The sequence below is a fragment of the Thioalkalivibrio sp. ALJ12 genome, assembly GCF_000378305.1.
Lineage (GTDB): Bacteria > Pseudomonadota > Gammaproteobacteria > Ectothiorhodospirales > Ectothiorhodospiraceae > Thioalkalivibrio.
In genome coordinates this window covers 301,589-319,126 of the sequence record NZ_KB899540.1, presented here as the reverse complement: position 1 = coordinate 319,126, position 17,538 = coordinate 301,589, and the positions used below count along the sequence as shown (strand labels likewise).

The following is a 17,538-nucleotide window of genomic DNA, read 5'->3' as shown; positions in this document are numbered from 1 at the left end:
CCGGTCTGCTATCGTTAGCCATCTCTACAGGAGGCCTCGAACCACCATGATCCCCCCGCTCCATTCTGTCGCCCGCCGCGCCCTGATGACCCTCTCCCTGGCCGTGTGCGTTGCCGCCATGCCGGCGATGGCGGGTGAGCCCCTGCCGGTTCCGGGCAGTGGTGGGGCCATGCCAAGCGGGATCCCCAGCCCGCCCTCTGACGTGACGGCGAAGAGCTATGCGCTGATGGACTTCGATTCCGGTCTGGTGCTGGCCTCGCGCGAGGCGGATGTTGATCGCGAACCCGCGAGCCTGACCAAGCTGATGACGGCCTACGTCGTGTTCGGCGAGATTCGCGACGGGCGGCTGGGGCTCGAGGACACGGTGACCATCAGCGAGCGGGCCTGGCGCACGGGTATGCGGGGCGCGTCGCGCATGTTTATTGAGGTCGGCGACGAGGTGAAGGTCGAGGACCTGCTGCGCGGGATGATCATCCAGTCCGGAAACGATGCCTCCACCGCGCTCGCCGAGGCTGTGGCCGGTTCCGAGGGGGCGTTCGTCGACATGATGAACAGCCAGGCGCGTGAACTCGGGATGATGAACTCGTATTTCACCAACTCGCACGGGCTGCCTTCCGATGAGCCGCAATCCACCTCTGCTCAGGATATGGCGCTGCTGGCTCGGGCGCTGATTCGCGAGTTCCCCGACCTTTACGGCTATTACAGCGAGCGCTCGTTCGAGTTCAACGATATCTCGCAGAGTAACCGCAACATGCTCCTTTGGCGTGACGCCGGTTTCGATGGCCTGAAGACCGGCTGGACCTCTGCGGCCGGTTACAACCTGGTCTCGTCGGCGAAGCGCAGCGATCGCCGCCTGATCGCCGTGGTGCTGGGCATCGAGGCCTCCAACCACCAGGAGGGTGGTACGCGTCGGGCCAACGAGTCGCAGGCCCTGGTCAACTGGGGCATGCGTTTTACCGAACCCCAGCGTCTGTTCGAGGCGGGGACGCAGCTGGGCAGCCCGCGCATCTATCGTGGTGCGGATAGCGAGGTGTCCGTCGGGCTGGCCGAGGATTTCTGGGTGATCGTGCCCCCGGGCCGCGGTGACAACCTTGAGGCCACAATGGAATTGAACCAGCCGCTGGAAGCGCCGCTGGCCGCAGGGGCCGCCGTGGGCGAGGTGCAGGCCCGTCTCAATGGCGAGTTGATCGGGCAGCAGCCGGTCGTCGCCCTTGAAGAGATCGAGGAGGGCGGGCTGGTGCGTCGCCTATGGGATGGTGCTGCCTTGTCGCTGCGCTCGGTCTGGCCGTTCTGACTCGGGGCGAGTGTGAGCGTTGCGTATTTCAATGGCGACTTCATGCCGCTCGAATCGGTGCGTATCTCCCCGCTGGATCGCGGATTCCTGTTCGGGGACTCGGTCTACGAGGTAATCCCCAGCTACGCCGGGCAGCTGTTTCTGCTGACGGAACACCTTGAGCGGCTGCAGCGCTCGCTGGACGCCATCCGCCTCGAATCGCCGCTGTCGTTCGACCAGTGGCGGGGCATGCTGGAGGAGCTCGTCCGGCGCAACGAGGGGGATGTGCCCATCGATCTCGGGCTGTACCTGCAGGTCACGCGCGGGGTTGCCCCGCGCGACCACGCCTTTCCCGCCGGCGGGCCGCCCACGGTCTTTGCGATGGCGAATCCGATCGCGCCCCTGGCGGACACGATCCGCCAGGCCGGGGTCGCGGCGGTGACGGGGCCCGATACGCGCTGGTCCCGCTGTGACATCAAGGCCACTACGCTGCTGGCCAACGTGCTCGCGCGTCAGGAGGCCCGCGAACAGGATGCAGTCGAGGCCATCCTGTTGCGCGACGGTCAGGTGACGGAGGGTGCGGCCAGCAATGTGTTCGCCCTCGTCGACGGCACGCTGGTTACGCCTCCGCTGGCATCATCGCTGCTCCCGGGGGTAACAAGGGCCCTGGTCCTGCGCTTGGCCGCCCAGTGCGGTCTCGATGTTGTGGAGCGTGATCTGTCCGAGTCCCAGTTGCGTGCGGCCGACGAGATCTGGCTGACCAGTTCCACCAAGGAGCTCCTGCCGGTTTGTCGGCTCGACGGCCATCCGGTCGGAGCCGGGGTCCCGGGCCCGGGCTGGCAGGCCGTTCATGCCGCGTATCAGCAGGCAAAGCGCGACGCTCACCCGTCCCGGGCACCAGTCGAGGGGTGCGCATGACAGACGAGCGCGAAAGCCTGATCGAGTTTCCCTGTCGTTTTCCGATCAAGGTCATGGGCGACTCGCACCCGGAGCTCCTGGAGGCCGTGGAGGCCTGTGTGGCCGAGCATGTGCCGGACCCGGACGACGCCGTGATCCAGCAGCGCGCCTCCAGTGGCGGGCGTTTCGTCGGCATCACCATCACCTTCACCGCGACCAGTCAGGCCCAGCTCGATGACCTCTACCGGGCCCTGGGGCGCTGCGACCGGGTCCGCATGATCCTGTGACCGGTCCGCTCGTCCCCGGGCCCGTGGCCCGCCTGCTGGGTATGCAGCCCTACGTACCTGTCTGGCAGGCGATGCAACTCCAGGCCCGGGAGCGCGATGCGACCCGGCCGGACGCGTTCTGGTGCGTTGAACACCCCCCCGTCTTCACCCAGGGCCGTAATGGCCGCCCCGAGCATCTGCTGGACCCCGGCGCGACGCCGGTGATCGCGATCGATCGCGGGGGACAGGTGACCTGGCACGGCCCCGGACAACTGGTCATCTACACGCTGGTGGATCTGCCGCGACTGGGGATCGGGGTCCGGCGTCTGGTCGAAGGCCTGGAGCAGGCGGTGATCGATACGCTCGCGCAATGGGGTATCCACGCGCAGCGCCGGGAAAAGGCGCCAGGGGTATATGTGGACGGGGCCAAGATTGCGGCGCTCGGGCTGCGCATCCGGCACGGGCGCAGCATCCATGGGCTGGCGCTGAACATCGCCCCGGATCTGGCGCCGTTTCAGCGCATGAACCCCTGTGGCTATCCCGGCCTCGCCGCGACCTCCATGCAGCATCTGCTCGGCCCGGTGGACGCCACCCGCGTCCGCGAGCAACTGCTCGCCCATCTAGCCGAACAGCTGTTTCCCGCCGCGGTCGCGAGCATCAGGCATGAACCCTCTTTGCCGCCTGAGCTTGTCCGGGTTCTGGCGCTGGGGCGTTGTCCCGCGCCCTCAGGGTGGGACTAGTTCGGCTTCTGGAGTTTACGGTGCCTTCGGCCGGCCGCCTGCCAAGCGCTGTCTCGCCAGCGCGCCGCGAGGTACTTTCTTGCTTGCCCAAGAAAGTACCCAAAGAAGGGCACCCGGATTCCGCCCGGGAACCTTGCTCCAGGACCCTCGGGCCGGCGGCGCTGAAACTCGCTACGCCTTCGGGTCCGCTCGGACAGTCAGCGCCCCCGTTTCTATTTTGAATCGTCCGTCCCGAGAACCCTTCCGCAAGGGGCTTCATACGGGGGGATAAGGTCAAGACAACGGCGATCCTCATGTTCTTGCGAATGGATGGAGGCAAGGTATTCCGACATCCTGGGCACGCTCGGCCTGCGGCCCTGGCGTGCCGCGCCCGCGAGCGGGCCCTAGACCCCATCGTAGGATGTGATGAGCGCAGCGAATCGCATCAGGGTTGCCCCAACGTCGGAACGGTGCGTTTCGCTGCGCTCAACGCACCCTAAGGCGTACGGAATAGGCAGAAGCGCTGGGATACCGTCGGTTTTGACTTTCCCTCCCGATATGAGCCCCTTGTGGAGGGCGTGACAGGCCGGGAGAAGGCGCTGACTGTCTGAGCGAAGCGAGTTTCAGCGCCGCCGGCCTGGCGCGTCCGGAGCAAGGTTCCTGGGCGAATCCCGGGCGTGTTTCTTGGTTACTTCTTTGCACGAGCAAAGAAGCCCGTTTTTGATCAACAACGGGCGCGGCGCGCTCGCGAGTGAGCGCAGGCAGGCGGTGGCCCGAAGCCACCGTAAACTCCAGAGGTCAAACCAGGTCCCGCCTCAGGGCACGGGACAGCGCCCCAGCGGGAGGGGGCACAGGGCGGGTCAGGCGGTTTCGAGGCCCTGGGCCTGGAGGTCGGCGTGGTAGGAGGAGCGCACCATGGGACCGCTGGCCACCTGCTTGAAGCCCATTTCGCGTGCGGCCTCGCCGAGGTCGTCGAACTCCTCCGGTGCCAGGAAGCGCGTGACCGGAAGATGATGGCGCGAGGGCTGCAGGTACTGCCCCAGGGTCAGCATGTCGCAGCCGTGTTCGCGCAGGTCCGCCAGGACCTCCAGCAGCTCCTCGCGGGTCTCGCCGAGCCCGAGCATCAGACCGGACTTGGTCGGCACCCCGGGGTGCTGTTCGCGGAAACGCTTCAGCAGCTCCAGCGACCATTGATAGTCGGCGCCGGGACGCGCCTCGCGGTAAAGCCGCGGGATCGTCTCGAGATTGTGGTTGAAGACGTCCGGCGGGGCCTGGTGCATGATCTCCAGCGCCCGGTCCATGCGGCCGCGGAAGTCGGGCACCAGGATCTCGATCTTCGTGTTCGGATTCAGCGTGCGGACCTCGCGGATGCAGTCCACGAAGTGGCCGGCGCCACCGTCACGGAGGTCGTCGCGATCCACCGAGGTGATGACCACGTACTTCAGGCCCAGCGCCTGGATGGTCTCCGCCAGGTGGCGGGGCTCGTCGGGGTCGAGGGCCTCGGGGCGGCCGTGGGCGACATCGCAGAACGGGCAGCGGCGGGTGCAGATGTCACCCATGATCATGAAGGTGGCGGTGCCGTGGGCGAAGCATTCGCCCAGGTTCGGGCAGCTCGCCTCTTCGCAGACGGTGTGCAGCTTCTGGTTGCGCAGGATGCGCTTGATACGCTGCACCTCGGGCCGAGCCTGGCTCTGGGCGCGGATCCACTTCGGTTTGCGCTGCGGCTGCTCGGTCGGGCTGATCTTGACCGGGATGCGCGCGACCTTGTCGGCGGCGCGTTGTTTTTCGCCAGGTTGGGGTCGTGTTCGAGTGGTCATAGGGTCTTCCCTGAATGGGTTGCGGTCGCTCCGCCCGATCAGGGGGCGATAGCGGCGCGATCGGGGTCAGGCGACCTCGCGGATCAGCGCGTCAATCTCGCGGCGGGCCGTGTCGATTGCCGGCAGCTGGCCGTCGTCGTCGAGCACAAAGCCGAATCGTGCCACGGCGTTCAACTTGGCCAGTGGCGTCCGGTCCGCCAGGGCGTCGTCGCCATCGCGCGTGCAGGCGCTGCGAGCGATGCGCACGATGTCGGTCAGGGGTGCTGCCGTAGCGGTTTCCGGGCCACCGGAATCGCGAATGGCCGCCATGATATCGGAAGCCAGGCCCCACTGTTGAGCAACCAGTTCGCCGATCAGGCCTTCCAGGCGATAGAGGATGCGCTCGATGTCCTCGGCACTGCGGTCGGGGTGGCTGCGGGCGACCTCGCCGATGATGGGCAATGCACCGACCCGATGCAGCAGCCCGGCCAGCAGAGCCTTTTGCGGATCGACTGCCTCGCTCTGGTCCGCCAGTACGCAGCTGATGGCCGCGACGCGGGCCGAACGCCGCCACAGGCGTTCCAGCAGGCCGTGGTAGGGGCTGTCGCGCCGAATGAAGACCTGGTGCGCAGCGAGCGCCATCACCAGTTGCCGGGTCCGTTCGAGGCCGAGACGGGAGACCGCATCGGCCAGTCGCGAGACCTCGCGCTGGCTCCCCATCGCCGGGCTGTTGGCCACCGACAGCAGGCGTGCGGCGACGCTGGGGTCTTCCTCGATGATGCGGGTGACGCGCTCGATATCGACGTCCGGGTCCTTCAGCGCCGCCTGCAGGTGCAGTGCCACTTCCGGCAATTGCGGCAGTTGCAGTTCGCCGGAGAAGGCGCGGGTGTAGATGCTGGTGAACAGCTCGCCCTCAAGGTCGGACAGCTCGATCTCGCTGACCTCCACACCTTCGCGCGCGCCATCGATCAGGTTTTCGTAGACCTTGCGGTCGAACAGGGCGATACGCCCGCTACTCGCCGCGATCGCGTGGCTGTGGTAATCGCGTTCGTTGAACAGTGGGTTCAGGGATTCCGGGCTGCCGCCCTTGAGGATGACCGACTGGCCGTCGTCAGACAGGATTACCCGGCCTTCAAGGAGAAAGATCAGGTGGCGCCATTCGTCACGCGCATGCAGCTTCAGGCCGGGCTTGATGTCCAGGGTGCTGGCGTGCTGGAGGAGCTTGTGGCGCGCACGCTCGCCGAGGTCGGCGAACGGGACCAGTTGTGGAAGACGTTCCTCGATCACCGACACCTCTACATATCAAAGAGTTTTTGCAATTCCGCCAGGTCGGCGGCCCGGGCCTCCAGGAAGGCGATCGGTTCCCCGGGGGCGGGGGCATCGATGCCCAGGAGTTCGAAAGCCTTGACCTCGGACGGGGCCGGCAGTTCCTTGCCCTCGGCCTGCAGCGCGGCGTACTGGGCGACCAGCGCGATGCTGGCATAGTCGGGTTCCGCCGGCCGGTAGCCCCAGTCGCTGCTGTGCTCCGCGACATTGACCAGGTCTCCGCCCAGGTCCCAGTAGTTGATAACCAGTACGCCGGCCAGATTGCGCAGGCGGCGAACCAGACGGGCCACCCGCTCGGGCTCCGGGTGGTCCTCGCGTACCTCGATGAACTGGATGATCGGGACGGCCCCGATGCCGGCCACCAGGCCGGCGAGCAACGCGCGCTCACGGTCCAGCAGCTTCAGGGAGTCGGCCACCAGATAGGCATAGGCCGATTGCAGTACCCCGTGCTGCCAGACCGCCTCCATCGCCTCGCGTGTAGCCGCATGACGGGCCTTGAAGGCCTGTCGCATAGCCATGTTCATGGCCAGCATGCGGGTATTGCGAAAGCCCAGGCGCGTGACCGCGTCCCGTACCGACTGGATCTGCTGCGAGCCGCGGAACAGCGGGCTGTTCGTGGCGTGCAACAAGGCCCCGGCGATGGTCCCGTCGCGCTGGATGACATCGGTCAGCTTGTCGATGTCCGCGTCTGGATCCTTGGTCAGCTCCTGGATGCGCAGGGCGACCTCGGGCATGGTCGGCAGCTCCAGACGATTGCTGGTGATCAAGTCGTACAGCTCGCCGAAAAAGGCGCCTTCCGTGTCATCCAGCTCGGTGTCGTGCATTACCAGCGAGGCACTGTGGGCCTGCTCCAGCGCCCCTGTGGGCACCTCCAGCATGCGGCAGGGCTTTTCGGTGATGATGAAATCGTGCTGGCCGGCCCCGCCGTCGAACATCTGCAGGGGCGGCTCGCTGTTGCCATCGCTGACGGTAATGCGCGAAGGGGTGCCGCCGCTGACGCGTACCAGTTGGCCGCTCAGCAGAAACAGGTGCCGGTCCGCTACGTCCTTGGGCCGCAGCCGCTTGCCGGCGGGCAGCTCCGGGCTCGCGCATGCCTGGGCCAGTTCCGCGCGGGCGGACTCCGACAGGTGCGCGGTGAGGTCCATTTCCTGGAGCAGACTGTCGATGGTCGTCGTGTCCATGAGCGATTCCGTTGCCTGTGTTTCGATCATTCCCTGGTCCGGGCGGGGCGCCAGTGGGTTCGTGTTCCCCCGGCCCGCGGTGCCCGGCCGCGCAATCACCGCAATGGAGCTTGCCGGGTATTTTGCGGGGGAGTCGCGCCTTGTGACGTGGGTCTCAGTGTAGCATCCCGCGCAGGCTCAAGGCCCCCGCGACAGGCGAAGGAAGGACGCTCGTGCGAGTCGATCAGGCCCTCGGCGCGCAGAAAGGCCCGTGCATCGTCGGCGTCCCCCTCGAACCAGCGCGCGGTCGATCCCAGGCGGAAGCTGTAGCCCCAGGCGTCCATGTCCTGCATCAGCCGGTTGCGCCCGACCCCGGGCAGGGCATCGGCGAGCAGGATCTGCAGATAGCACACCCCGCATTCCTCCAGGTCGTCGCCTCCGGCATTGGTATGCAGGGCCGCGCGGCGCTCGGGTTCCATGCAGATCAGATGGCCGGCCTCGTGCAGCGCCGAGTGCAGCGGGGTGTCCGGGCGTACATGTACGGCCAACCCGATGATCCCGGCCTCGGGCTCGCCCCACCAGGTCCCGGGCAGTGCGGCACCGGGCGGATGCATTACCAGTTGTAGTCCGTAGCGTTCGAGCAGGTCGCGTAGCGGGGTTTCGATGGTGGCATCGCCGCATTCGAGAACGGTTGAGGTCATGGGCCGGAGTTGCCGGGCAGGGCCTGGGTCTGGGCGCGGCTGCGGCGCGGGCATTCCTCCGGGTGCTCGCGGCACCAGGCATCCACCCGTTCGGCGAGGTCATCCTGAAAGCACAGGAGGTAGAAGCGGGCCTGCTCGCGGTTGGCGATAGCCGGTCGCCCGAGGGCGTCGACCACGCCGGTGCGCAATGCGGCGATGATTGCGTTGGCAGCCTTTTTTTGCGGCCAGGCGGTGATCTGGCCCCAGGCCTCGGGGCTGAAGTACAGACGTAGCAGGTCCGGGCGCGTGGTCAGCAGCATGCGCGTGACATTGCGCAGGGTCGTCTCGGCCTCGCCCCAGTCGTGGACCAGGCCGCCCTCCAGCAGGCGCTCGATCTCCTCGCGGCCCTTGGGTGAAAGCATTACCGCTCGCCGTGCCTAGGCGCTTGCGGCCTCTTCCGGCGTCAGGGCGCGGATGGACAGCGCGTGGACCTCGCCGGAGTCGATCTGGTCGCGCACGGTGGCGTAGACGGTCTGGTGCTTCTTGACCTTGTTCATTCCGGCGAACTGCGGGCTGACGACCAGGGCCTCGAATTTGCCCTCGCCCCCGGTCACCTCGACCTTCTCGGCCTCCGGCAGGCCGGCGCGGATGAGTTCGGCCACTTGATTGGCTTCCATGGTGAGTCCTTGATGTCGATGTGTATGTCGGCAGAGGCCGCATGATAGCCAGTGGCGTGGCGCTACAGAAGGGCGAGGTGGCCCGGCTCCGGGAACTCGTGGTAGTGGTGGGGTTCCGAACGGGAGATAGTCGCGGTACGCACACTGGCTTGGTGCCGGCAGCGACTACCGGTTAGTATTAGGAAATGCTGATATAACGGACGGGCCCATATGGCCCTGGAGGACACCGCATGATTTTCAAGCAGCTGTTCGAGGAAGAATCGTCCACCTACACCTATCTGCTGAGCTGCCCGGACACGGGCAAGACCGCGCTGATCGATCCGGTGATCGAGACCGTGGACCGCGATCTGCGGGTGCTGCAGGAGATGGGGCTGAGCCTCGACTACGCGATCGAGACGCACATCCACGCCGACCACATCACCGGCGGCAAGATGCTGCGCGAGCGGACGGGCTGCCAGCTGGCCGGCCCGGCGCTGGACGAGCTGCCCTGTCGCGACGTCGGCCTGCGCGAGGGCGAGCCCTTCCAGGTGGGGAATCTGGTGATCAATCCCCTCTATACCCCGGGGCATACCGATTCCCATCATGCCTATCTGATGGATCACGTCGGCCTGAAGATGCTGTTCTCCGGGGACGCCCTGCTGATCGAGGCCTGTGGCCGCACCGACTTCCAGTCGGGTGACGCCAAGACCCTGTACCGGTCGATCCATGACAAGTTCTTCACCCTGCCAGACGAGACGCTGGTATATCCGTGCCACGACTACGAAGAGCGCCAGATCACCACCATCGGGCAGGAGAAGATGCGCAACCCGCGTCTGGGCAAGAACAAGCCCGAGGCCGAGTTCGTCAAGATCATGGAGGAGATGGACCTGCCGTATCCGAAGAAGATCGACTGGGCGCTGCCCGGCAACGAGGGCTGCGGGATCTGCCCGGACAACCTGCCGGACGAGAAAAAGCGCCTCTGCGAACCGGATCAGCAGGGCTGATCGAGGTGTCGGGGCCGATCACGCGGCCCCGACACTGGCATCGGAGTGTGGCGGACGGTTTTGCCCGCCCACCGGGACCCCTTACACTGCACCTCCATGACGGACACCAATCCCGTGGATCGCCTGCGCGCGATCATGGCGCGCCTGCGTGATCCCGAGCAGGGTTGTGCCTGGGACCGGGCGCAGACCGCTCAAACTATCGTGCCCCACACACTGGAGGAGGCCTTCGAGCTGGCCGATGCGATCGCTCGCGACGATGGCCGCGAGGCGGCCAGTCGCGAGCTGCGCGACGAACTGGGCGATCTCCTGTTTCAGGTGGTCTTCCAGGCGCGGATCGCGGAGGAGGCGGGGCGTTTCGACCTCGATGACATCGCCCGTGCGATCGGCGACAAGCTGGTGCGGCGCCACCCGCATGTATTCGCCGATGCCGAATACTCGGATGATGCCGCCCGCGAGGCCGCCTGGGAATCGGCCAAGGCCGAGGAGCGCGCCGCGCGCGACCACCACAGCGCGATGGACGACATCCCGCTGGCGATGCCGGCCCTGGCCCGTGCCGCCAAGACCCAGCGCCGCGCGGCCCGGCTGGGCTTCGACTGGGGCGACCCGGCCCCGGTGCTGGAGAAGATCCACGAGGAACTGGACGAGGTCCGCGAGGAGCTGGCCAGCGACGCCGATCCCGAGCGCGTGGCCGAGGAGATCGGCGACCTGCTGTTTGCCGTGACCAACTGGGCGCGTCATCTGGGAGTGGAACCGGAGGGTGCGCTGCGTGGCGCCACGCGCAAGTTCGAGGCGCGCTTTCGTACCATGGAGGCCCTGGCCCGCGCGCAGGGGCAGGCCTTGGAACAACTGGATTTCGACGCCCAGGAGGCTCTCTACCAGGAGGCCCGGCGGCGTGAACGCGACACCAACACGGACCCCAAATGACACACGCCGTTGAACTGCCCGAACACTTCATGCCGGCCCGGATCGAGGCGATCGAACAGGTTACGCCGCTGATCAAGGTCTTTACTCTGTCGGCCGACCCGGCGCGCTTTGCCAGCAAGGCCGGGCAGTGGCTGGATCTGGTGATCCCGCAGGCCGCCGGCAAGCCATTTGTCGGGGGGTATTCGGTGGTCTCCGCGCCGCGCGATGACGGGCGGCTGCAGCTCGCAATCAAGTACGCCGATCACCATCACGCCACGCACTACCTGCACTCCACCGCACGCGAGGGAGATACGGTCTACATCACCCCCGGCCAGGGCAGCTTCTTCTTCGAGCCGGGCATGGCGCGGAACGTCGTGCTGCTGGGCGCGGGGATCGGGGTCACGCCGCTGTTCAGCATCCTGCGTGCGGTCAATGACGGCATGCCGGACGTCTACGCCCATCTCGTCTACAGCGTCGCTCACCAGGACGAGATGCTGTTCCCCGACGAGCTGGCGCACCTGGCCAAGGCCGAGAACATCGACGTAACGCTGACAGTGACGCGCGAGGCCGAGGACTGGCTGGGCCACACCGGGCGCATCAGTCACGAGCTGCTGGAGTCCCTGAACCTGCCGCGCGACGCCCTGTTCTACTTCTGCGGTTCGCGCGAGTTCATCGAGGATATGGCCACGCTTCTGGCCGAGTGGGGAATCCCCGAGGCGCAGCTCAAGTACGAGAAGTGGTGGTAGCGCCGCCGCGCTTGCCCCCCGTTATTGCGAGGAGCCGCAGGCGACGCGGCAACCGCCCGGAGCTGGACGTCGCTTTGGGGTTTGCTGGCTAGCGGATACCGCTTGCTTCGTCGCGAGGTTCCTCGCAATGACGGGGAGGCAGGTTACGGCCGGCGGCGGTCGCCGGGGCGCAGGGCGTTGTCCGGTGCCAGGATCGTCGGCTGGCCGTCCAGGGCCGGGTCGGTCTCGGGGTAGTCGCGAATAAAGTGCAGCCCGCGGCTTTCCTTGCGGGACAGGGCGCTGGTCACGATGATCTCCGCGACCATGGCCAGGTTGCGCAGCTCGAGCAGGTCCGGCGAGATGCGGAAATGGCTGTAATACTCGTGGATCTCTTCCTGCAGGATGCGGATGCGGCGCTCGGCGCGGTGCAGGCGCTCGCGGGTTCGCACAATGCCGACGTAGTCCCACATCAGGCGGCGCAGTTCATCCCAGTCGTGGGCGACCACGACCTCCTCCTCGGATTCCGTGACCCGTGACTCGTCCCAGGCGGGCGGTGCCGCGAGCTGCTCCGGCGCGGGCAGGTCGGTCTGCGAGAGGATGTGCTCGGCGGCCGCGCGGGCATAGACCAGGCACTCCAGCAAGGAATTGCTGGCCATGCGGTTGGCCCCGTGCAGGCCGGTATAGGAGACCTCGCCGGCCGCGTACAGGCCGGGCAGATCGGTCTGGCCAAAGTGGTTCACCATCACCCCGCCACAGGTGTAGTGCGCGGCCGGCACCACCGGCAGCGGCTCGCGGGTCATGTCGAAGCCGAACTCCAGGCAGCGCTCATAGATCGTGGGGAAGTGCTCGCGGATGAACTCTGCCGGCTTGTGGCTGATGTCCAGGTTCACGTGATCCAGGCCGAGACGCTTCATCTCGTGGTCGACCGCGCGGGCGACGATGTCACGCGGGGCCAGTTCCGCACGCTTGTCGAAGCGCGGCATGAAGCGCTCGCCGTTGGGGAGCAGCAGCAGACCGCCCTCGCCACGCACCGCCTCGGAGATCAGGAACGACTTGGCGCGCGGATGGAACAGGCAGGTCGGGTGGAACTGCATGAACTCCATGTTCGCGATGCGACAGCCGGCACGCCACGCTATCGCGATCCCGTCGCCGGTGGCGCCGTCGGGGTTGGAGCTGTAGAGGTAGACCTTGCTCGCGCCGCCGGTCGCCAGGATCACGGTCGGGGCGAGGATGGTTTCCACCTCGCGGGTCTTGGCGTCCTGCACGTAGGCGCCGACCACGCGCCGGGTTCCGTCCACGGGCTGGGTGATCAGATCCACCGCCACGTGGCGCTCGAAGACCTCGATGCTGGCCTGCCCGGAGGCGCTCTTCACGAGGGCATCCTCGATTGCGCGGCCGGTCGCATCGGCGGCATGGGCGACGCGCCGGGCGCTGTGCCCCCCCTCGCGGGTCAGGTGCAGGCGGCTGCGCCCCTCCAGGGCCTCGCGGGTGAACGGCACGCCGAGGTTCAGCAGCCACTGGATTGCCTCGGGGCCGGCGGCCACGGTGCGCCGGACCGCGTCCGGATCGCACAGGTCGGCCCCCGCATCCAGGGTGTCGGCGATATGGGCATCGAACGAGTCGGCGCGGTCGAGAACGGCGGAGATCCCGCCCTGCGCATAGCGGGTCGAGCCCTCGTCCACTGGACCCTTGCTGATTACGGTGACGCGGCGATGCGGGGCCAGATGCAGGGCAGCGGAGAGCCCCGCTGCGCCGCTCCCGATGACCAGTACGTCGGCCAGGCGAGGTTGTTGTACTGTTCCCATGGCTCAGGTAACGTGCTGCGCTTGTTGCCCGAGCAAATCGTGGCCCTTTCGCAACAGTGTTGTGCGGAAAGCGAACTTAATGCGAGTCAGGCGGTCCATGCTTCATAGATTACCGGAGACCGGTGCCCTGGCGGGAGCCCCCGCATGAGCGAGAAGGCTTCCGATGAGGCTCTGGTCAAACGCGTACAAACCGGCGACAAGGCGGCTTTCGACATCCTGGTGCTGAAGTATCAGCACAAGATTATCAACCTGGTCGGGCGCTACGTGCATGATCAGGCTGCCGCCCAGGATGTGTCCCAGGAGGCCTTTATCAAGGCGTACCGGGGACTGGCGAACTTTCGCGGCGAGAGTGCGTTCTACACCTGGCTCTACCGCATCGCGATCAATACGGCCAAGAACTACCTGGTTTCCCAGGGACGGCGGCGGCCGGAGGCCGAAGTCGACGCACAGGACGCGGAACAGATGAGCGGTGACTCCGCTCTCAAGGACAATGCAACCCCGGAGGGGGAGCTCTTGTCCGAGGAGATAGAAGGCGCGGTGCAGCGCACCATCGAGAAACTGCCCGACGACCTTCGCATGGCGATTACGCTGCGCGAAATCGAGGGACTGAGTTACGAAGAAATCGCGCAGACGATGGGATGTCCGATCGGTACCGTACGGTCGCGCATCTTCAGGGCCCGCGAGGCCATCGACCGGACCTTGCGTCCTTTGTTAGACGAAGAATGACGAGAAGCACCAAGAATGAACGTCTATCCGCCCTCGTAGACGGAGAAACGGATGACTTCGAGACGCGGCGCCTGATCGACGAGCTGGTCAAGTCCGAAGAGGATCGCAATCAGTGGGAACGCTATCACCTGATCGGTGACAGTCTCCGCGGCGGCCTGCGCAACACGGCCCCCGCACATTTCATGGATGACATCCGCACGGCCCTGGCGGACGAACCCGCCCTGCAGGGTGTGCCCCGGCGCGAATCGCCGCGCTGGCTGAAGCCCGTCGCCGGCACCGGAGTGGCCGCGGCCGTGGCGATGGTCACGCTGGTGGGTATGCAGATGCTGGGGGATCAACCCGGTCAGGATGCGACCCCGGTGGCCGTGGAAAGCGGTACCCCGGCGGCTACGGGCGACGTGCAGACGGCCAGCTCCCGCGCCGGTGCCGAAGATCCCGCACAGGCGGAACTTGGCGAGTCCCTGGATCCGCGGTTTGCCCGCTACCTCGAAAATCATGCCGAACTGACCGGCCCGGGCTCTTCGGCCCTGGGACGCGTACGCTACTCGGTCAGCGACGAGTAATACGTCATGTGGCGTGGGCTGCCGCTCGTTCTGGCCGCAACCGCGCTCTGCCTTCCGGCGCAGGTCCTGGCGGACGAGGTCTCGCCGTCGGAATGGCTTGAGCGCATGACGACAAGCCTGCATGCGGAGAGCTATCAAGGCACCTTCGTGCTGCAGCGCGATGACCGCATCGATACCATCCGTGTGGTACATGTCGCCGATGATGGCGGTTACCGAGAACGCCTCGAGACCCTGACTGGCGCCGAACGCGAGATCCTGCGCTCGGTGGATCGCCTGAGTGCAATCAAGGGCGCGCGCGGTGCCTCGGGAGACGGGGCGCAGTCACCGTTGGGCCCTGCCGGCGCGCCGGTCTCCCTGTTGGAAACACATGACCTCTATGCGCTGAAGATCCAGGGCCTGGACCGCGTGGCCGGTTATCCCTGCACCCTGATTATGGCGCGCGCGCGGGATGCCCTGCGCTACAGCCATCGCTACTGTCTCCATATGGACAGCGCCCTGCCGCTCCTGAGCGAGCTGTACGATCCCAAGGGCAAGCTGCTGGAACGGCTTGCCTTCACCGATCTGGAGTTGAGTGACGAGATCGCCGAGAGCGAACTCGAGCCGACGACCGATCAGGCCGAGCACATCGAGGTGCGCGCCGATCGCGGCCACAAGAAGCCCCAATGGGACGACGACAATGGCCTGGGTGGCTGGAAGTTTGGTGAACTCCCCCCTGGCTTTCAGGCAGTCGCCGCCACGGAGCGCTCGCTGGGTAACGGGGACGAGGTCTCGCGCCACTTCGTGCTGAGTGATGGTCTGGCCTCGGTGTCGGTCTATGTAGAGCCGGCGGATGGCGAGAAGAGTTTCGAGGGTGCAACCCGTGCCGGCGCCACGCATGCCGCTGCACGGGTGATGGCCGGACATCAGGTCACGGCGGTCGGCGATGTCCCCCATATTACGGTCCAGCAGGTGCTGGACGCGGTCTATTACCAAGGCGCCGCGGGCGAGTAAGGCCGGTGGGGCACTGGATCGAGGAACAAGGTGTCGTGCTCGCGGCCGAGGCGCACAGCGCGCGCGTGCGCATCGAGCGCCAGTCCACCTGCGGAAGCTGTTCGGCCCGCACCGGCTGCGGTAGCGGTGTGCTGTCCGAGGTGCTGGGGCGAAAGGCCGTGGAGGTGACCATCGGCCACCCGGGTCAGCTCCGCGCCGGCGATCGCGTGATCATCGGGATTCGCGACCAGGCCCTGGTCTCGGGGGCCCTGGCGATGTATCTGCTGCCACTGCTGGGCCTGGTCGCCGTGCCGGGGCTGCTGATGCTGGCCTGGCCGCTGCTGGGCGAGGGCTGGCTGATGCTGGCCGGTGCGGCGGGTTTCGTGCTGGGGCTCGGCGGGGTTCGGTACTGGATGCGCCACCGCGCACCGGATCTGGCGCCGGTATTCCTGCGCCGCGAGCCCGACGCCGGTGTGGTCCGGGCGCAGGGCCGTCCGCGTCCGATCGAATAATGCAGGCAATCGCCGGGAACTTGTCCCGGTACGAATTTTCTAGAGCATGAACGCACGAGCAAGAGCGGGTTCAATCATGACGCGACCGATGCAATGGGCCCTGCTGGGGCTGATCCTGTTTGCCTTCTCCCTGCCGGCTTCGGCGCGCATGCTGCCGGATTTTGTCCCGCTGGCGGAGGAGCACAGCCCCGCGGTGGTCAATATCTCCACCACGCGTGAGCGTGAGGGTGGCCAGACGGGCGGACACCCCGATTTCGAGGGCTCCCCGTTCGAGGACCTGTTCGAACGCTTCTTCGGCGCCCCCCCAGGTGGCGGACGAGGCGAGGGCGGCGAAGGCCGGATGCCGGAGCGCAGCTCGCTGGGGTCCGGCTTCATCTACACCGAGGATGGCTACATCATCACGGCGAATCACGTTGTGGAGGGGGCCTCCGAGGTCGTCGTGCATCTCTCCGACCGGCGCGTGTTCGACGCCGAGGTGGTCGGCAAGGACCCGCAAAGCGACGTGGCCCTGCTGAAGATCGATGCCGATGACCTGCCGACGCTGGAGCTGGGTTCCTCGGACGACCTCAAGGTCGGCGAGTGGGTGCTGGCGATCGGCTCGCCGTTCGGCTTCGATCACTCCGTGACGGCCGGGATCGTCAGCGCCAAGGGGCGCAACCTCCCGACCGAGAATTACGTCCCGTTCATCCAGACCGATGTCGCGATCAACCCCGGGAACTCGGGTGGCCCGCTGCTGAACCTGGACGGCAAGGTCGTGGGGATTAATGCCCAGATCTACAGCCGTACCGGTGGCTTCATGGGGCTGTCATTCGCAGTCCCGATCGAGATGGTCGAGGACGTGGTCAAGCAGCTGCGCGAGCACGGCGAGGTCACGCGGGGCTGGCTGGGCGTGCTGATCCAAGAGGTTACGCGCGATCTGGCCGAGTCGTTTGGCATGGACAAGCCCAGCGGCGCCCTGGTCGCCCGTGTGCAGTCGGACAGCCCGGCGGAGAAGGCCGGCTTCGAGACGGGAGATGTGATCCTCAAGTTCAATGGGATCGAGGTCCCGAACTCCTCCGCGCTGCCGCCGATCGTGGGACGTACACCGGTCGGTACCGAGGCCGAGGTGGAGATTCGTCGCGGCGAGGAGACCAGGACCCTGACGGTCGAGATCGAACGCCTGCCGGACGATGTGGCGGCGGAACGCGGCGGTCGCCAGCCGGAGCAGGAGGAGCGTGCCGAGCCGCAAAGCCTGCTCGGGATGCACCTGGAGCCGCTGGATGCCGCCGAGGCCGACGAGCTCGGGCTGGACGGCGGGCTGGTGGTTACGGAGGTGACGGGTAATCCGGCCCGTTCCTCCGGCATTCGGCCAGGCGACGTGATTGTGCAGTTCGGTCGCCACTCGGTGGATTCGCTGGAAGAGCTGGAAGAGCAGATCGAGGCGGCCGGCACCGGGCGTACGGTGCCGGTCCTGATCCAGCGCGACGGCAACCCGACCTTTATCGCCCTGCGCATCCCGTCCGAATGATGGTCGTGCCCTGGCCCGGGCGTTGTGCGCCCGGGCGGCGGCAGCGATCAT

General features: G+C 66.7%; 19 protein-coding genes. 12 read left to right on the top strand and 7 right to left on the bottom strand.

Annotation, left to right across the window (positions count from 1 at the left end; genetic code table 11):
* Positions 1 to 46 precede the first annotated feature (46 nt).
* From F467_RS0111765 to lipB, 4 genes are read left to right on the top strand one after another with little or no spacing between them, the layout of a single operon-like run.
* A complete protein-coding gene (locus F467_RS0111765) occupies positions 47 to 1,294 on the top strand; it encodes a D-alanyl-D-alanine carboxypeptidase family protein (protein ID WP_018138668.1) in 1,248 nt (415 codons plus the stop codon).
* A gap of 12 nt (positions 1,295 to 1,306) precedes the next feature.
* The gene (locus tag F467_RS0111760; protein WP_018138669.1) at positions 1,307 to 2,191 is read left to right on the top strand and encodes a D-amino acid aminotransferase; all 885 of its coding nucleotides are present in this window, start codon (positions 1,307 to 1,309) and stop codon (positions 2,189 to 2,191) included.
* Positions 2,188 to 2,457 carry a YbeD family protein gene (locus F467_RS0111755; RefSeq protein ID WP_017925710.1) on the top strand — a complete coding sequence of 90 codons (270 nt, stop codon included), beginning with the start codon at positions 2,188 to 2,190 and terminating at the stop codon, positions 2,455 to 2,457. Before F467_RS0111760 ends, F467_RS0111755 begins: the two co-directional genes overlap by 4 nt.
* Positions 2,454 to 3,176: a lipoyl(octanoyl) transferase LipB gene (lipB, locus tag F467_RS0111750; protein WP_018875329.1), complete on the top strand. Its 723-nt coding sequence runs from the start codon at positions 2,454 to 2,456 to the stop codon at positions 3,174 to 3,176. The genes F467_RS0111755 and lipB overlap by 4 nt, the downstream gene beginning before the upstream one ends.
* 839 nt (positions 3,177 to 4,015) lie before the next feature.
* Here the strand turns inward: lipB and lipA are convergent.
* From lipA to F467_RS0111720, 6 genes are all read right to left on the bottom strand, one after another.
* Positions 4,016 to 4,972, bottom strand: coding sequence for a lipoyl synthase (gene lipA / locus F467_RS0111745; protein ID WP_018138068.1), 957 nt, complete (start codon positions 4,970 to 4,972; stop codon positions 4,016 to 4,018).
* 66 nt (positions 4,973 to 5,038) lie between these two features.
* The gene (locus F467_RS0111740) at positions 5,039 to 6,238 is read right to left on the bottom strand and encodes an HDOD domain-containing protein (protein WP_026182189.1); all 1,200 of its coding nucleotides are present in this window, start codon (positions 6,236 to 6,238) and stop codon (positions 5,039 to 5,041) included.
* Positions 6,239 to 6,246: 8 nt separating this feature from the next.
* Positions 6,247 to 7,458 carry an HDOD domain-containing protein gene (locus tag F467_RS0111735; protein ID WP_026182190.1) on the bottom strand — a complete coding sequence of 404 codons (1,212 nt, stop codon included), beginning with the start codon at positions 7,456 to 7,458 and terminating at the stop codon, positions 6,247 to 6,249.
* Positions 7,459 to 7,553: 95 nt separating this feature from the next.
* Positions 7,554 to 8,138, bottom strand: a complete 585-nt coding sequence (locus tag F467_RS13765) for a hypothetical protein (protein WP_018138071.1) — start codon at positions 8,136 to 8,138, stop codon at positions 7,554 to 7,556.
* Positions 8,135 to 8,539 carry a hypothetical protein gene (locus F467_RS0111725; protein WP_018138072.1) on the bottom strand — a complete coding sequence of 135 codons (405 nt, stop codon included), beginning with the start codon at positions 8,537 to 8,539 and terminating at the stop codon, positions 8,135 to 8,137. Before F467_RS0111725 ends, F467_RS13765 begins: the two co-directional genes overlap by 4 nt.
* Positions 8,540 to 8,554: 15 nt before the next feature.
* Entirely contained in the window at positions 8,555 to 8,794 is a 240-nt protein-coding gene (locus tag F467_RS0111720; RefSeq protein WP_018138073.1) for a BolA family protein, read from the bottom strand.
* 230 nt (positions 8,795 to 9,024) lie between these two features.
* Between F467_RS0111720 and F467_RS0111715 the strand changes: the two genes are divergently transcribed.
* From F467_RS0111715 to F467_RS0111705, 3 genes are all read left to right on the top strand, one after another.
* Entirely contained in the window at positions 9,025 to 9,777 is a 753-nt protein-coding gene (locus F467_RS0111715; protein ID WP_018138074.1) for an MBL fold metallo-hydrolase, read from the top strand.
* 96 nt (positions 9,778 to 9,873) lie between these two features.
* Positions 9,874 to 10,701 (top strand): nucleoside triphosphate pyrophosphohydrolase, encoded by an 828-nt coding sequence (gene mazG, locus F467_RS0111710; protein WP_018138075.1) that lies wholly within the window; start codon positions 9,874 to 9,876, stop codon positions 10,699 to 10,701.
* A complete protein-coding gene (locus tag F467_RS0111705; protein ID WP_018138076.1) occupies positions 10,698 to 11,426 on the top strand; it encodes a ferredoxin--NADP reductase in 729 nt (242 codons plus the stop codon). The genes mazG and F467_RS0111705 overlap by 4 nt, the downstream gene beginning before the upstream one ends.
* Positions 11,427 to 11,569: 143 nt before the next feature.
* On the opposite strand, the gene nadB is transcribed toward F467_RS0111705, so the two are convergent.
* Positions 11,570 to 13,210, bottom strand: coding sequence for an L-aspartate oxidase (gene nadB, locus F467_RS0111700; RefSeq protein ID WP_018138077.1), 1,641 nt, complete (start codon positions 13,208 to 13,210; stop codon positions 11,570 to 11,572).
* Between the two features lie 144 nt (positions 13,211 to 13,354).
* On the opposite strand from nadB, the gene rpoE reads away from it, so the two are divergent.
* From rpoE to F467_RS0111675, 5 genes are all read left to right on the top strand, one after another.
* Positions 13,355 to 13,936 (top strand): RNA polymerase sigma factor RpoE, encoded by a 582-nt coding sequence (gene rpoE / locus F467_RS0111695; RefSeq protein WP_018138078.1) that lies wholly within the window; start codon positions 13,355 to 13,357, stop codon positions 13,934 to 13,936.
* On the top strand, positions 13,933 to 14,499 hold the full coding sequence (locus tag F467_RS0111690; protein WP_018138079.1) for a sigma-E factor negative regulatory protein: 567 nt from the start codon (positions 13,933 to 13,935) through the stop codon (positions 14,497 to 14,499). The genes rpoE and F467_RS0111690 overlap by 4 nt, the downstream gene beginning before the upstream one ends.
* Before the next feature lie 6 nt (positions 14,500 to 14,505).
* Positions 14,506 to 15,489 (top strand): MucB/RseB C-terminal domain-containing protein, encoded by a 984-nt coding sequence (locus F467_RS0111685; protein WP_018138080.1) that lies wholly within the window; start codon positions 14,506 to 14,508, stop codon positions 15,487 to 15,489.
* Between the two features lie 5 nt (positions 15,490 to 15,494).
* The gene (locus F467_RS0111680; RefSeq protein WP_018138081.1) at positions 15,495 to 15,980 is read left to right on the top strand and encodes a SoxR reducing system RseC family protein; all 486 of its coding nucleotides are present in this window, start codon (positions 15,495 to 15,497) and stop codon (positions 15,978 to 15,980) included.
* Between the two features lie 88 nt (positions 15,981 to 16,068).
* Positions 16,069 to 17,487: a DegQ family serine endoprotease gene (locus F467_RS0111675; protein ID WP_018138082.1), complete on the top strand. Its 1,419-nt coding sequence runs from the start codon at positions 16,069 to 16,071 to the stop codon at positions 17,485 to 17,487.
* The last annotated feature ends 51 nt before the right edge of the window (positions 17,488 to 17,538 follow it).

What these genes read in the sequence shown, in the direction of transcription:
- F467_RS0111705 (WP_018138076.1), top strand. Translation starts at nt 10,698, where the DNA reads ATGACACACGCCGTTGAACTGCCCGAACACTTCATGCCGGCCCGGATC.
- lipA (WP_018138068.1), bottom strand. Translation starts at nt 4,972, where the DNA reads ATGACCACTCGAACACGACCCCAACCTGGCGAAAAACAACGCGCCGCC.
- nadB (WP_018138077.1), bottom strand. Translation starts at nt 13,210, where the DNA reads ATGGGAACAGTACAACAACCTCGCCTGGCCGACGTACTGGTCATCGGG.
- F467_RS13765 (WP_018138071.1), bottom strand. Translation starts at nt 8,138, where the DNA reads ATGACCTCAACCGTTCTCGAATGCGGCGATGCCACCATCGAAACCCCG.
- F467_RS0111755 (WP_017925710.1), top strand. Translation starts at nt 2,188, where the DNA reads ATGACAGACGAGCGCGAAAGCCTGATCGAGTTTCCCTGTCGTTTTCCG.
- mazG (WP_018138075.1), top strand. Translation starts at nt 9,874, where the DNA reads ATGACGGACACCAATCCCGTGGATCGCCTGCGCGCGATCATGGCGCGC.
- F467_RS0111725 (WP_018138072.1), bottom strand. Translation starts at nt 8,539, where the DNA reads ATGCTTTCACCCAAGGGCCGCGAGGAGATCGAGCGCCTGCTGGAGGGC.
- rpoE (WP_018138078.1), top strand. Translation starts at nt 13,355, where the DNA reads ATGAGCGAGAAGGCTTCCGATGAGGCTCTGGTCAAACGCGTACAAACC.
- F467_RS0111720 (WP_018138073.1), bottom strand. Translation starts at nt 8,794, where the DNA reads ATGGAAGCCAATCAAGTGGCCGAACTCATCCGCGCCGGCCTGCCGGAG.
- F467_RS0111685 (WP_018138080.1), top strand. Translation starts at nt 14,506, where the DNA reads ATGTGGCGTGGGCTGCCGCTCGTTCTGGCCGCAACCGCGCTCTGCCTT.
- F467_RS0111690 (WP_018138079.1), top strand. Translation starts at nt 13,933, where the DNA reads ATGACGAGAAGCACCAAGAATGAACGTCTATCCGCCCTCGTAGACGGA.
- F467_RS0111735 (WP_026182190.1), bottom strand. Translation starts at nt 7,458, where the DNA reads ATGGACACGACGACCATCGACAGTCTGCTCCAGGAAATGGACCTCACC.
- F467_RS0111675 (WP_018138082.1), top strand. Translation starts at nt 16,069, where the DNA reads ATGCAATGGGCCCTGCTGGGGCTGATCCTGTTTGCCTTCTCCCTGCCG.
- F467_RS0111765 (WP_018138668.1), top strand. Translation starts at nt 47, where the DNA reads ATGATCCCCCCGCTCCATTCTGTCGCCCGCCGCGCCCTGATGACCCTC.
- F467_RS0111715 (WP_018138074.1), top strand. Translation starts at nt 9,025, where the DNA reads ATGATTTTCAAGCAGCTGTTCGAGGAAGAATCGTCCACCTACACCTAT.